A 13,634-nucleotide genomic window follows, 5' to 3' on the forward strand; every position below is an offset into this window, starting at 1 on the left:
CCCCGCTAGCGGCTGCGCAAGAGCCACGCCACGGCCAGCGCGGTCACGATGAGCACCACGAGCACGACGGCCACCAACGCCCAGCGATGGGTATCGAGCCACCACTGGACGCTGTTGCGCGCGGCGCGATCGGAAAACCTGCCGTGCGCGCCATGGTCGCCGCTGACGGGCTGGTACAGATTGTCGGGCCGGTTGCGCGGCAGCGGCTGGTCGGTATGCTGCGCATCGAAGCCATGCCAGGCCAGCAGGCGATCGAGCAGGCCCGGGATCAGCCGCGTACCTAGGATGGCCTGGACCGCGGGCCAGCCCACCCACGATTCGCGGCGATGATGCAGCGCCGCCCAGACGATGGCATCGGCCGCCAGCTCCGGCTGGAAGATCGGCGGCACGGGCTGTGGCTGGCGGTCCATGCAGGTGCGGCCCCAGTCGAACTGCGGCGTATTGAAGGCCGACAGGTGCACCATGGTCAGGTGGATGTGGCTGCCGTCGTGGATCAGTTCCGAACGCAGCGAATCGGTAAAGCCGCGCAGCGCGCTCTTCGCGCCGCAGTACGGCGCCTGCAGCGGGATCGAGCGATAGGCCAGTGCCGAACCGACCTGGACGATCACGCCGCGGTCGCGCGTCTTCATGCGCCCCAGCGCGGCCAGCGTGCCCCACACGGCGCCCAGGTACGTCACTTGCGTCGCCCGGACGAAGTCGACCGGTGCGATCCGGTCGGCGCGGCAGAAGATGGTGGCCATCGCGCAGTTGATCCAGATGTCGATCGGCCCGAGCTCGGCCTCGACCCTTGCCGCGGCACGCTCGACGGCATCATGGTCCGCCACGTCCACGACGATCGGCAACGCCACGCCGCCGCTGCGCTCGACCTCCGAGGCCGCCGCCTGCAGCCCGTCCTGGCCACGCGCGAGCAGGCCCACGCGCCACGCGAGACGGCCGAACGCGCGCGCCGTGGCGCGCCCGATCCCGGCCGAGGCGCCGGTGATGACCACGCAACGGGCGGGAGAATGACGCCTTCCGGACGTCGCGAACTGGCTGCGCATCGGTGGATTCTTCGTCAGGCAATACCGCCACTGCATGCAAGATATATCCCACCGTGATGCGTTGCGCAGGATGACTTGCGCTGCGCATGCGCGGCACGCTTGTCCGCCACATCGCGCCAACGGCGGATGCAATCCTTACCGGAATGCGCACTTTCTACGCGGCGCCGGACCGTATATCGCCGCGACCGATGTGCTGCGCCGAATTCGCGGGGGGACCGCTCCCGAGAACCGGCATGCGTGATGCATGGCTGTGTCACGGACGACGGAGGCAAACCATGGCAATGACCGTTTCTGACTTCGTGCTCAAGCGCCTGCGGGAATGGGGCGTGCGGCGCGTATTCGGCTATCCCGGCGATGGTATCAACGGCCTGATGGGCGCGTTCGGCCGTGCCGGCAACGAGCCCGAGTTCGTGCAGGCGCGCCACGAGGAACTGGCCGCCTTCATGGCCTGCGCCCATGCGAAGTTCACCGGCGAGGCCGGCGTCTGCCTGGCCACATCGGGCCCCGGGGCGATCCACCTGCTCAATGGCCTGTATGACGCGCGCATGGACCACCAGCCCGTGGTCGCGATCGTCGGCCAGCAGAAGCGCGCGGCGCTGGGCGGCGACTACCAGCAGGAAGTTGACCTGACCACGCTGATGAAGGACGTGGCGCGCGATTTCGTGGAAATGGCGACCGATCCCGCGCAGATGCGCCACCTGGTGGACCGCGCCATGCGCATCGCCATCGAGCGGCGCACGGTCACTTGCATCATCATCCCGAACGATGTGCAGGAACTGGCGGCGGTGCCGGTGCCGCCGCGCGAGCACGGCACCGTGCATACGGGCATCGGCTACACGGCGCGCGCGAAGGTGCCGCAGGAGCCGGACCTGCGCCGGGCCGCCGAGGTGCTCAACGCGGGCAGCAAGGTGGCGATGCTGGTGGGCGCCGGCGCGTTGCAGGCCACCGATGAAGTCATCGAGGTGGCGCGCCGGCTCGGCGCCGGCGTGGCCAAGGCCCTGCTGGGCAAGGCCGCCGTGCCCGACGACCTGCCCTTCGTCACGGGCAGCATCGGCCTGCTTGGCACCAAGCCAAGCTGGGAACTGATGAACGGCTGCGACACCTTGCTGATGGTGGGCTCCGCTTTTCCGTACTCCGAGTTCCTGCCCGCGGAGGGCAAGGCACGCGGGGTCCAGATCGATATCGACGGCCGCATGCTCAACCTGCGCTACCCGATGGAAATCTGCCTGGAGGGCGACAGCGCCGCCACGTTGCGCGCGCTGCTGCCCCTGCTCAAGCAGCAGCCGCTCGCATGGCAGCAGGAGGTCGAGCACAACGTGGCCGAGTGGTGGCAGGTGCTGGCACAGCGCGCGGCCGCCAAGGCGGAGCCCATCAACCCGCAGCGCGTCTTCACGGAACTGTCCGAGCGGCTGCCCGATGGCTGCATCCTGACCTGCGATTCGGGCTCCGCGGCCAACTGGTATGCCCGCGACCTGAAGATTCGGCGCGGCATGATGGCATCGCTCAGCGGCGGGCTCGCGACCATGGGCCCGGCAGTGCCGTATGCGATTGCCGCCAGGTATGCGCACCCGGACCGGCCCGTGATCGCGATGGCCGGCGATGGCGCCATGCAGATGAACGGCATCAACGGGCTGATCACGATCTCGCGCGACTGGAAGCGCTGGTCGGGCGGGTCGCTGACCATCATCGTGCTGAACAACGGCGACCTGAACCAGGTCACGTGGGAGCAGCGCGTCATGGAAGGCGACCCGAAGTTTGCCGCGTCGCAGGACCTGCCGCCGTTCGGCTATGCGGCGTTCGCGCAGCTGCTCGGCTTGCAGGGCATTCGCGTCGACCGGCCCGAGTCTATCGGCCCGGCCCTGGACCAGGCATTGGCCGCCACCGTGCCCACGGTGCTCGAAATGGTCACGGACCCCAATGTGCCACCGTTGCCACCGCATATTTCGGTGAAAGAGGCGCGTGCCTATCTATCCGCCATGCTGCATGGCGACGCCGATGCGGGCGGCACCTTGCGCGCCACCTTCCGGCAGGTGTGGGAATCGCTGACCGCGCCGTCGAAGCGGCACGCCGAGAAGGACTCCACGCCGTGACCCGCGCCCGCCCCGCGCCGATACGGTCCGTCGAAGCCCGGGCCTATCGGATTCCGCTACCGGCCGCGGAATCCGACGGCACGCTGGAGTGGGACCACACCACGCTGGTGGTCGTGCATGCCACGGCCGGCGGCGTCCGCGGTTGCGGGTATGGGTACTCCGACCAGGCGGTCATACCGATCATTGCGCGGATCCTCGTGCCGCGCGTGCTCGGCACCGATGCGATGGCCACCAACGCCAGCTGGCGTGCGATGACCGGCGCGATGCGCAATCTCGGTGTTTCGGGCCTGTGCGCGCAGGCGATCTCCGCCGTCGATATCGCGCTGTGGGACCTGAAGGCGCGGCTGCTCGAGGTGTCGCTGATGCAGTTGCTCGGCGCGGCGCGCACGTCGATTCCCGGCTATGCGAGCGGCGGCTTCACGAGCCTGACGCCCGCGCAACTGCGCGAGGCCGGGCGCGCCTGGCGCGATGCCGGCTTTACGCGCGTCAAGATCAAGGTGGGCCGCCACCCGGCCGATGATCCGGAGCGCGTCGCCACGGTGCGTGACGCTGTCGGCCCCAACGTCGAAGTGTTCGTCGATGCCAATGGCGCCTACACGGTCGCGCAGGCGCTGCGCATGGCGGACCGCTTTGCACAGTCAGGCATCTCGTGGTTCGAGGAGCCCGTATCTTCCGACGATATCCCGGGCCTGCGCGAAGTGCGCGAACACACGCCCCCGGGGGTGGCCGTCGCGGCCGGCGAGTATGGCTTTACCGGCGACGATTTCCGGCGGCTGCTGGAGCCGCGTTGCGTCGATGTCCTGCAGGCCGACGCGACGCGCTGCGGCATCACGGGCTGGCTGCGCGCGGTGAATCTTTGCGAAGCCTTTCACGTCCCGCTTTCCAGCCATTGCGCGCCGGCGCTGCATGCGAGCCTGTGCTGCGCGGCTTCGGCGGCCATCCACGTCGAAGTGTTCGAGGATCATGCCCAGATCGAACAACGGTACTTCGACGGCATTCCCGCACTGCGCGACGGCAGTCTCCATCCGCATGCCGACCGGCCCGGGCTGGGGCTGCACTTCAAGGAAGGGGATGCGCGATGCCACCTGGCCTGCTAGCGTCCGGGCCCGGCGAAACGTTCGCCGCCCTGGAGCAAGACCTCCGCGATACCGTCGACGCCGAAGTGCGCTTCGACGCCGGCAGCCGCGCGCTCTATGCGACCGATGCATCGAACTACCGGCAGGTGCCTGTCGGCGTGGTGATACCGCGTAGCGTGCAGGCCGTCATCGATACCGTGGCCCTGTGCCGGCGGCATGGCGCGCCCGTGCTGTCGCGTGGCGGCGGCACCAGCCTGTGCGGGCAGACCTGCAACGTCGCGGTGGTCCTCGACTTCTCGAAGTACCTCAACCGCATCCTTGCCATCGATCCGCAGGAGAAGACCGCGCGCGTGCAACCCGGCGTGGTGCTGGACCGCCTGCGCGATGCCGCCGAACGCCATCACCTGACGTTCGCGCCGGACCCCGCCACGCATACGCACAATACGCTCGGCGGCATGATCGGCAACAACTCATGCGGGCCGCATTCGGTCATGGGCGGCGAGACCATCCGCAACGTGATCGAACTCGACATCCTGACCTACGACGGCACCCGGCTGACCGTCGGCGCGACCACGCCGCAGGCATGGGACGCGCTGGCCGCACGGACCGACCACGTGGGCGAGATCTACCGGCACCTGCGCACGCTGCGCGATGACTGCCAGGACGACATCCGCCAGCATATGCCGCGGATTCCGCGACGCGTCTCGGGCTACCCCCTGGAAGCGCTGCTGCCCGAGTACGACGGCAATATCGCCCACGCGCTGGTCGGCACCGAAGGCACCTGCGTGGTCGTGCTCGAAGCCAAGCTGCGGCTGATGGACAGCCCGCGCGCGCGCACGCTGATCGCGCTCGGCTATCCGGACGTCTATCACGCCGCCGACCACGTGCCGGACGTCATGGACGCCGGCCCGATCGCCGTGGAAGGCATGGACGACCGGCTGATCGGCGACATGAAGGCGCTGCACATGCACCCCGACGATGTGGCGCTGCTGCCCGAAGGCAACGGCTGGCTGCTGGCGGAATTCGGCGGCGACGACAAGGCGCAGGCCGACGGCCGCGCGCGCAAGCTGATGGATGCCCTGAAGGCCGCCAGCAACCCGCCTACGATGAAGCTGTTCGACGACCCCGGCGAAGAGCAACTGATCTGGCGCGTGCGGGAATCCGGCCTTGGCGCCACCGCGCACGTGCCGAACCAGAAGGTCACGTGGGAAGGCTGGGAAGACTCGGCCGTGCCGCCGCGGCACCTGGCCGAGTATCTGCGCCGCCTGCGCGAGCTGTTCGATCAGTACGGCTATGCCTGCGCGCTGTACGGCCACTTCGGCCAGGGGTGCGTGCATACGCGCATCGACTTCGACCTGGAAACGGCGCAAGGCATCGAGACCTGGCGGCGCTTCCTGGACGACGCGGCGCACCTCGTCGTGAGCCTGGGCGGCTCGATCTCCGGCGAGCATGGCGACGGGCAGTCGAAAGCCGACCTGCTGCCGATCATGTACACCGAACGGCTCATGCGCGCCTTCGGCAGGTTCAAGCAGATCTGGGACCCGCTCAATCGCATGAACCCCGGCAAGGTGGTCAATCCATTTCATGTCGACCAGAACTTGCGGATCGGAACGGACTACAACCCGCCCGAGCAGCCGGTCTATTTCCACTACACGTCGGACAACGGCAGCTTTCCGCGCGCGATGCTGCGTTGCGTCGGCGTGGGCGAGTGCCGCAAGAACAAGGGCGTGATGTGCCCGAGCTATATGGCGACGGGCGAGGAAAGGCATTCGACGCGCGGGCGCGCCCGCATGCTGTTCGAGATGCTGAAGGGCGAGGTGGTGCAGGACGGCTGGCGTTCCGAAGCCGTGCATGATGCGCTCGACCTCTGCCTGTCCTGCAAGGGCTGCAAGGGCGAATGTCCGGTGAACGTGGACATGGCGATCTACCGTGCCGAGTTCATGGCGCATTACTACGAGCGCCGGCACCGGCCGCGTGAAGCATTTGCCTTCGGCCTGGTCGACCGGTGGGCGCGGATGGGGCTGCATGCCCCGGGACTCGCCAACCTGCTCACGCATGCGCCGCTGTTCTCGCAGGCGGCGCACAAGCTGGCCAACGTGGCGAGCGAACGCGAGATTCCGCGCATCGCGAACCAGTCGTTCCGCGACTGGTTCGCCACGCGGCCGCGCCCGGCTCCGCACGGGCGCCGCGTGATCCTGTGGCCGGACACCTTCACCAACGCCTTCGAGCCGGCGATCGCACGCGACGCCGTCGCCGTGCTGGAAGCCACGGGACACGATGTGCATATCCCGCGCGAACCGGTGTGCTGCGGCCGGCCGCTCTACGAGTACGGCATGCTGGACCGGGCGCGTGCCTATCTGCGCGGCGTGCTCGACATGCTGGCCGACGATATCCGCCGCGGTACGCCGGTGGTGGTGCTGGAACCCGCCTGCCTGTCCGTGTTCCACGAGGAAATGCGCGAGCTGCTCGGCGGCGACGAACAAGCCACGCGCCTGCGCAGGCAGGCGTTCCTGCTGCCCGACTTCCTGTGCCAGCAGGACTCCCTGCGCGGCCTGCGTACGCTGTCAGGCAGCGCGCTCGTCCACCTCCATTGCCATCATCGCTCGCTCTGGAAGGGCGATGGTGAAGAACAGGTACTGCGCGCGCTCGGCGTCGACCATACCGTGCTGGATTCGGGTTGCTGCGGCATGGCTGGGTCGTTCGGATTCCTGCCGGAAAAACAGGCGGTATCGGATGCTTGCGCCCAGCGGACCCTGATCCCCCGCATCCTGGCGAAAGACGCGCAGACGATGGTCGTGGCTGACGGCTTCAGTTGCCGCCTGCAGATCCGGCACCACGCGGGCGCGCAGGCGCTTCATATCGCCCAGATGCTGGCGGGGGCACTGGAGGGCTGATCGCGAAACGTTCAGAACGAATCCCTTCTGAACACCATAGCGAGTGGCGGTCCTACGTATATTCAGAAAGAGGCCGCCCCAAAGCAGTGCACGTTCCTACACCTTGACACGTGGACATGAAGCCTGTCGTCCATCACTTCCATTCCCATCCGCCACGCCACGGAACGCGATATTACCTTGCGCTTGCAGGGGCGTTGTTCGTCGTAGGCGGTATTTACGCAGCACTTGTCGCCGCTTTTTAGAAGGGCTTTTGCGTGGCACGGGGATAAGTTGTGTTGCGGTCTGCTTATTTCAGCCTTTCATTATTGCTGCGTCGCGATACTCTCCATTTCGAACACTACAATTAAGACAAAGCCATCGGACCTCGCTTGGTTGCAGCCAGTCAGCCCGGTCCAACCAGCATCCAGACCCGCGGGGAGCGGGGTTTTTCTTCGCGTCGTCGTCGCGATACAGCAGGTGGAGGAACCGCCATGCCTCAACAGTTCACTCGAACAAAGAGGGAATTAGAAGAAGAAGACGAAGAAATGATCGAAGATCGCAGCATCCTGGCGCGCGCGGCGCGCACTATCGCAGCCAGCAGGCAGCTACTGGAGCGTCTGGGTGCGCTCGGCCCAGTGCAGCCATCGGATCAGCACGCTGCCCGCTTGCGGCAAACGCCGTCCCAGCCCGTGCCCGATGTCAAGCAGCCCGGGGCCTGGCGGCATGGCGAAGCATCCACGCCCGACAAGGGAGCCGAGCCTCGGTGCCCGTCTGTCGGACATCCTCCGATACCGGTCCTCTCCGTCAAGAGCTATCACAAGAAAAGAGAGCAGCATCTGCATGGAGCACATCATGCAAGCAAGACCGGCGGCGCGGAACATCGAAGAGGATCTCAGGGAGCTGGATGAGACGGCGCGCTCGATCGAACGTCTTGGAGCGCGCATTCAAGCGCAGGAGAGACGGATTGCTGCGCTCAGGCGGGATGGCATAGAAACCGGGAGCGCGGAAGAAATTCGCGCCAGGCTATGCGACAGCCTCAAAGACATGGTCATGCATCGTGCGCTGATTTTGCATGCGATGACCTTTGGCAACTAAGAAAAAAGCAGGCCGCCGTTTGCGCGGCCTGCGATAGCGGCGGGCCGTAAGTCCGCCGCCTCCGCGCGCGGCAATCCGTACCGCTCAAGCGCCGATTTCCCGTGCGTTCAACGAAACGCCCCCCGTCTCCGTCCTTCCTTGCTTCAAAACAATGCTTGACCAATCCGATTCTTTGGCCATAATTGCAAACGTTTGCTGCAAACGTTTGCAAGGAGAAAACAATGGAGACTCAACCAGGCACCGCGCCGCTTCGCCTGATCGAAGACGAGCATTCCGTCACCCAGATCGTCCAGGCCGCCATGGCGCAGACCAGCAGTCCGCGCTTGCGCCTGGTGATGGGCCTGCTGGTGCAGCACCTGCACGATTTCCTGCGCGAGGTCCGCCCCACTGACGAGGAATTCGAGCAGGCGCTGGAATTCATTGCCGCACTAGGGCACGCCACCCACGCGACCAACAATGAAGTCGTGCTGGCCGCCGACGTGCTGGGCCTGTCGACGCTGGTGACGGTGATGAACAACAGCACCCGGGACGGCCGCACGCCGGGCGCGCTGCTGGGCCCGTTCTATCGCGCCAACGCCCCGTGCTATGGCTGCGGCGACTGCGTGGTGCAGGACGATGCGCCGGGCCTGCCGCTGTTCGTGCGCGGCATCGTGCGCGGCACCGATGGCGCGCCGCTGTCCGGCGCGCTGGTGGAGATCTGGCAGGCATCACCGGTCGGTCTGTACGACAACCAGGACCCGCGCCAGCCCGACCGCAACCTGCGTGGCTGCTTCCACACCGATGAGCAGGGCGCCTACCACTTCCGCACCGTGCGGCCCGCCGGCTATCCGGTGCCGACCAATGGCCCGATCGGCACGCTGCTGGACGCCCAGCTGCGCCATCCGTACCGTCCCGCGCATATCCACTTCATCGTGGCGGCGCCGGGCTATCGCACGCTGGTGACGCAAGTGTTCGTGGACGAGGCGCACGCGCTGGAATCGGATGTGACCTTCGGCGTGCACCGGCAACTCGTCGGCCATCTCGAACGGGTCGACCACGGTCACAGCCCGTGGGGCGGCCTGCCCGCGCCGTTCTACACGCTCGATTTCGATTTCACGCTCGAACCCGGCGAACAGACGTTCCCGAAGCCGCCGATCGACTGACCCACCGCCCCCTTTCAAGGCAACCCGACTGAATACCATGAGCCTTTCATCCCTCTCCGGCAAGGTTGCCGTGATCCTCGGCGGCACCGGCGGCATCGGCCTGGCCACCGGCCATGCGATGGCCCAGCTTGGCGCCAGCGTGATCCTGACCGGGCGCCAGCGCGACAGCGCGAACAGCGCGGCAGCGTCGCTGCCTGCCGGCAATCACCTGGGCGCCGTGGCCGAGATCGGCGATACCGCGTCGCTGAACGCGCTGGCCGGCGAAGTCAGCCGCCACTACGGCCGGATCGACATCCTGGTCAACACCGCCGGCTTCACGCGGGCCATTCCGCACGCGGACCTCGATGCGCTCGACGATGCCCTGATCGACGAACTGTTCGCGATCAACTGGCGCGGCCAGTTCGCGGCCATCCGCGCGTTCGCGCCGCACCTGCGCGCCCATGGCGACGGGCTGGTGGTCAACGTCGGCTCCATCGCGGGCCGCACGGGCCAGGGCAGCAACGTGGCCTACTGCGCCGCCAAGGCCGGGCTGGACGTCATGGCGGTATCGCTGGGTCGCGCGCTGGCGCCGGCCATCCGCGTGCTCAATGTCTCGCCGGGCGTGGTCGACACGGGCTTCGTGCCCGGCCGCGACGACACCTTCAACGAGCGCGCGGCCAAAACCACGCCGCTGCGCCGTATCGGCCAGGCCCAGGACGTAGCCGATGCCATCGTCGCCTGCGCCACGTCGCTGCGCTTTGCCACGGGCACGACCCTCGTCGTCGACGGCGGCCGCCAGCTCGGCTGATTGCCTCTTCGCTTTCCACACTATCGCCAACGCAACCATGCACGCACGCAAGACCCTTATCACCTGCGCGGTCACCGGCAATATCGTCACACCCGAGCAGTACCCCAACCTGCCCGTGACGCCGGAGCAGATCGCCAACGCCGCGCTGGAAGCCGCCGAAGCCGGCGCCGCGGCCGCACATATCCACGTGCGCGATCCGGAGACCGGGCGTCCGTCGATGTCGCTCGACTACTACGCCGATGTCATCGACCGCATCCGCAAGCGCCATCGCACGCTGATCATCAACCTGACCACCGGTCCAGGCGGACGTTTCGTGCCCAGCGAGGACGAGCCGCGCGAGGCGGCGCCGGGCACCACGCTGCTGCACCCGGCGAAGCGTGTCGAGCACATCGCGGCGCTGCGCCCCGACGTGTGTTCGCTGGACCTGAACACCATGAACTCGGGCGGCGACGTGGTCATCAACACGCCGGCCAATGTCCGCAAGATGGCCGCCGTGATCCGCTCGGCCGGCGTCATGCCCGAGCTGGAAATCTTCGATTCGGGCGATCTGAACATGGCGCTGGACTTCATCCGCGAAGGCGTGCTTGACGGCCCCGGCCTGTGGACCTTCGTGCTCGGCGTGAAGTACGGCTTCGCGCCGACGCCGGAAACCCTCTTCTACGCGCGCAACATGCTGCCGCCCGGGGCGCACTGGTCGGCCTTCGGCATCGGCCGCGCCGAGTTCCCGATCGTGGCGCAGGCGTGGCTCGCGGGCGGGCATGTCCGGGTCGGGCTGGAAGACAACATCTACCTGGAAAAAGGCGTGCTGGCCCCGAACAACGCCGCACTGGTGGCCAAGGCGAGCGACATCGTCCGCTCGCTCGGCGGCGAGATCGCCTCGCCGCAGGAAGCGCGCCGCGTGCTCGGCCTGCGCGAAGCCTGAACCGACACCGCATAAGACAAGACACTGAAAAGGAAGAGACCATGAACACCATTCGCGTCAGCGAGAAAGCCGCCGGCATCGACAGCCTGCAACTGGAACTGGTGGGCGCGCCGCGCCCTGAAGCCGTGGGCGGCCAGTGCGTGATTGAAGTGGCCAGCGCGGGCGTCAACCCCAGCGACGTCAAGGCCACGCTCGGCCTGATGCCGCACGCGATCTGGCCGCGTACGCCGGGGCGCGACTATGCAGGCACGGTGGTTGCCGGCCCGGACGGCATGGTCGGCCTGCAGGTATGGGGCAGTGGCGGCGAACTGGGCATCCGCCGCGACGGCACGCATGGCAGGTACCTGAGCGTGGCCGCGCAGTCGGTACGCGAAAAGCCGGCCACGCTGTCGCTGCTCGAAGCCGGTGCGGTCGGCGTGCCGTTCATCACCGCCTATGAAGGCCTGCGCCGCGCCGGCATGCCGAAGCCCGGCAGCACCGTGCTGGTGTGCGGCGGCAACGGCAAGGTCGGCCAGGCGACCATCCAGATCGCCACCGCGCTTGGCGCGCGCGTGTTCGCCGTGGAGCGCACCGCGGAGCGCTATCGCGGCCACGCCAGCGGCCCGGTGCGCATGATCGACGCAAGCAGCGAAGCCATCGCCGCGGTGGTGCGCGATGAAACCGGCGGGCATGGCGCCGACATTGTCTACAACACGGTCGGCAGCCCGTACTTCGAGCAGGCCAACCAGGCCATGGCGATCGGCGCCGCGCAGATCTTCATCTCCACCATCGAGCGCCCCGTGCCGTTCGATATCTTCACGTTCTACCGTGGCCAGCACACCTATGTGGGCGTCGACACGCTGGCGCTGGACAGCAGCGCATGCGCGGGCATCCTTGACCAGCTTGCGCCGATGTTCGCGTCCGGCGCGTTGAAGCCGTTCCCGGTGCTGCCCGAGTACACCTACGCGCTGGCGGACGCCGCCGACGCCTACCGCGCCGTGCTGCAAGGGGCGGCCGAACGCGTGGTGCTCAAGCCATGAACACGACCCGCTTCGCCCAGGCGCCGGCGTACTTCCCGCCCAACCACAACGGCATGCATTGCCTGCGCCTGCAGGGGCATGAGGCCGGGCCATCCGAGTCGCTGTGGCTCGGCGTGTCGGTGCTGCTGCCGGGCGGGCATACCAGCATGGACGCGTCCGCCGTCGAGAAGCACTACGTCGTGCTCGAAGGCGAAGTCTGCCTGCGCACGCCTGACGAAACCGTCACGCTGCAGCAGTTCGACTCGGTGCGGCTTGCGCCGGGCGAAGCGCGGCAGGTGTCCAACCCGGGCAACCGCCCGGCGATGCTGCTGCTGGCGATGCCTTACCCGAAAGCGTGAGCCGGCAGCTACAACGCGCAGCAAGCAGTACGTAGCGCGCAACACCCGGCGCCACGGCATGGCGCCGTCCCCGCGCATTGCGGGGACTCTCTTCCATAACAAACATCAAAGGTAGGGGAGACAAACCCATGAAACGCGTTCCCATGCGAAGCGCGGCCCTGGCCGTGGCCGCATGCGGCCTGGCCGGCACGGCCCAGGCGCAGTCTTCGGTCACGATCTATGGCCGCATCAACACGGCGCTGGAGTATTCCAACGCCACCACCGCCACGGACGGCACGCACCTGGGCGGCACCGGACGGCTGACCAACAACCGCTCGGTATTCGGGCTGCGTGGCGAAGAAGACCTTGGCGGCACGCTCAAGGCGATCTGGCAGATCGAGAGCAACTTCTCGCTCGATACGGGCCAGGGCCAGATTGCCGGGCGCAATGACCGCGTCGGGCTGCAGGGCAAGGCCGGAACCTTCTTCATGGGCCACTGGCAGACGCCGTACACCGAGGCGACGTCCGGCTACGACCCCTACTACCCGACCACCGCCGGCTACATGGCGCTGATCGGCAACGGGTCCACGTCGAGCTCCGACAACGTGCAGGACACCAGCTCGTTCGATCGCCGGCAGAAGAACGTCATCGTCTACAAGACGCCATCGCTGGCAGGCTTCAGTGGCGCCGCGGCGTGGGGCATCAACGAGGAAAAGCTGACCGTGCCGCGCAATCCCGGCCTGTACTCGTTTTCGGCCGCGTACGACAACGGCCCGCTCAACGTGGTGCTGGCCTATGAGATCCACCAGAACTACCAGGTCCAGGGGCGCAATGACGACGCCATGAAGGCCGGCGTGTCGTACCGGTTCCCGACCACCACGGTCGCGCTGCTGTACGAGCGCCTGCACTACCGCACCGCCACCGGCGACCTGACGCGCAACGGCTACTACGCGTCGCTCGCGCAGAAGCTGGGTCCGGGCAGCGTGAGGGCAGGCTTCGCGCTGGCCAGCAACGGCGCCGGCAGCGCCACCGAGACCGTCGGCTTCTTCCGCAGCGGCGCGGAGACGGGCGCCATGCAGATCACCGTCGGCTACGACTATCCGCTGTCCAAACGTACCGCGCTGTATGCCTACTACAGCCGCATCCAGAACAAGAAGAACGCGATCTACGACTTCGCCATCAACGAACTCGGCGTGAGCGCCGGCGCGAGCCCGCAGACCTTTGCGCTCGGCATGCGCCACTTCTTCTGAATCCCCGGTTGCAAGGAGACCTA

11 protein-coding genes are annotated in these 13,634 nt (G+C 67.3%); 10 read left to right on the forward strand and 1 reads right to left on the reverse strand.

What is annotated here, in order from left to right; all coding sequences use genetic code 11:
• Nucleotides 1-5: 5 nt before the first annotated feature.
• Nucleotides 6-1,040, reverse strand: a complete 1,035-nt coding sequence (locus ACIGJC_RS26265) for an SDR family oxidoreductase (RefSeq protein WP_483712357.1) — start codon at nucleotides 1,038-1,040, stop codon at nucleotides 6-8.
• A gap of 275 nt (nucleotides 1,041-1,315) precedes the next feature.
• On the opposite strand from ACIGJC_RS26265, the gene ACIGJC_RS26270 reads away from it, so the two are divergent.
• The 10 genes from ACIGJC_RS26270 (at nucleotide 1,316) to ACIGJC_RS26315 (ending at nucleotide 13,611) form a co-directional block, all read left to right on the forward strand.
• Complete coding sequence (locus ACIGJC_RS26270) at nucleotides 1,316-3,130, forward strand: thiamine pyrophosphate-requiring protein (RefSeq protein WP_483712359.1); 1,815 nt, start codon at nucleotides 1,316-1,318, stop codon at nucleotides 3,128-3,130.
• Nucleotides 3,127-4,227, forward strand: coding sequence for an enolase C-terminal domain-like protein (locus ACIGJC_RS26275; protein ID WP_483712360.1), 1,101 nt, complete (start codon nucleotides 3,127-3,129; stop codon nucleotides 4,225-4,227). Before ACIGJC_RS26270 ends, ACIGJC_RS26275 begins: the two co-directional genes overlap by 4 nt.
• Entirely contained in the window at nucleotides 4,209-7,100 is a 2,892-nt protein-coding gene (locus ACIGJC_RS26280; RefSeq protein ID WP_483712361.1) for an FAD-binding and (Fe-S)-binding domain-containing protein, read from the forward strand. The genes ACIGJC_RS26275 and ACIGJC_RS26280 overlap by 19 nt, the downstream gene beginning before the upstream one ends.
• A gap of 819 nt (nucleotides 7,101-7,919) precedes the next feature.
• Complete coding sequence (locus ACIGJC_RS26285; protein WP_483712362.1) at nucleotides 7,920-8,174, forward strand: hypothetical protein; 255 nt, start codon at nucleotides 7,920-7,922, stop codon at nucleotides 8,172-8,174.
• 221 nt (nucleotides 8,175-8,395) lie between these two features.
• Nucleotides 8,396-9,316 (forward strand): dioxygenase family protein, encoded by a 921-nt coding sequence (locus tag ACIGJC_RS26290; RefSeq protein WP_483712364.1) that lies wholly within the window; start codon nucleotides 8,396-8,398, stop codon nucleotides 9,314-9,316.
• A 37-nt stretch (nucleotides 9,317-9,353) separates the two neighbouring features.
• Nucleotides 9,354-10,103, forward strand: a complete 750-nt coding sequence (locus ACIGJC_RS26295) for an SDR family NAD(P)-dependent oxidoreductase (protein WP_483712365.1) — start codon at nucleotides 9,354-9,356, stop codon at nucleotides 10,101-10,103.
• 37 nt (nucleotides 10,104-10,140) lie between these two features.
• Nucleotides 10,141-11,025, forward strand: coding sequence for a beta-keto acid cleavage family enzyme (locus ACIGJC_RS26300; protein ID WP_483712367.1), 885 nt, complete (start codon nucleotides 10,141-10,143; stop codon nucleotides 11,023-11,025).
• Nucleotides 11,026-11,066: 41 nt separating this feature from the next.
• Nucleotides 11,067-12,044, forward strand: coding sequence for a quinone oxidoreductase family protein (locus tag ACIGJC_RS26305; RefSeq protein ID WP_483712369.1), 978 nt, complete (start codon nucleotides 11,067-11,069; stop codon nucleotides 12,042-12,044).
• Nucleotides 12,041-12,382 (forward strand): cupin domain-containing protein, encoded by a 342-nt coding sequence (locus ACIGJC_RS26310; RefSeq protein ID WP_483712370.1) that lies wholly within the window; start codon nucleotides 12,041-12,043, stop codon nucleotides 12,380-12,382. The genes ACIGJC_RS26305 and ACIGJC_RS26310 overlap by 4 nt, the downstream gene beginning before the upstream one ends.
• Before the next feature lie 128 nt (nucleotides 12,383-12,510).
• Nucleotides 12,511-13,611, forward strand: a complete 1,101-nt coding sequence (locus ACIGJC_RS26315) for a porin (protein WP_483712371.1) — start codon at nucleotides 12,511-12,513, stop codon at nucleotides 13,609-13,611.
• Nucleotides 13,612-13,634 lie beyond the last annotated feature (23 nt).

This window comes from Cupriavidus sp. C3SS-1 (assembly GCF_057073755.1).

Coding starts and splice junctions, on each gene's coding strand:
- ACIGJC_RS26265 (WP_483712357.1), bottom strand. CDS start 1,040: ATGCGCAGCCAGTTCGCGACGTCCGGAAGGCGTCATTCTCCCGCCCGT.
- ACIGJC_RS26270 (WP_483712359.1), top strand. CDS start 1,316: ATGGCAATGACCGTTTCTGACTTCGTGCTCAAGCGCCTGCGGGAATGG.
- ACIGJC_RS26280 (WP_483712361.1), top strand. CDS start 4,209: ATGCCACCTGGCCTGCTAGCGTCCGGGCCCGGCGAAACGTTCGCCGCC.
- ACIGJC_RS26285 (WP_483712362.1), top strand. CDS start 7,920: ATGGAGCACATCATGCAAGCAAGACCGGCGGCGCGGAACATCGAAGAG.
- ACIGJC_RS26290 (WP_483712364.1), top strand. CDS start 8,396: ATGGAGACTCAACCAGGCACCGCGCCGCTTCGCCTGATCGAAGACGAG.
- ACIGJC_RS26295 (WP_483712365.1), top strand. CDS start 9,354: ATGAGCCTTTCATCCCTCTCCGGCAAGGTTGCCGTGATCCTCGGCGGC.
- ACIGJC_RS26300 (WP_483712367.1), top strand. CDS start 10,141: ATGCACGCACGCAAGACCCTTATCACCTGCGCGGTCACCGGCAATATC.
- ACIGJC_RS26305 (WP_483712369.1), top strand. CDS start 11,067: ATGAACACCATTCGCGTCAGCGAGAAAGCCGCCGGCATCGACAGCCTG.
- ACIGJC_RS26310 (WP_483712370.1), top strand. CDS start 12,041: ATGAACACGACCCGCTTCGCCCAGGCGCCGGCGTACTTCCCGCCCAAC.
- ACIGJC_RS26315 (WP_483712371.1), top strand. CDS start 12,511: ATGAAACGCGTTCCCATGCGAAGCGCGGCCCTGGCCGTGGCCGCATGC.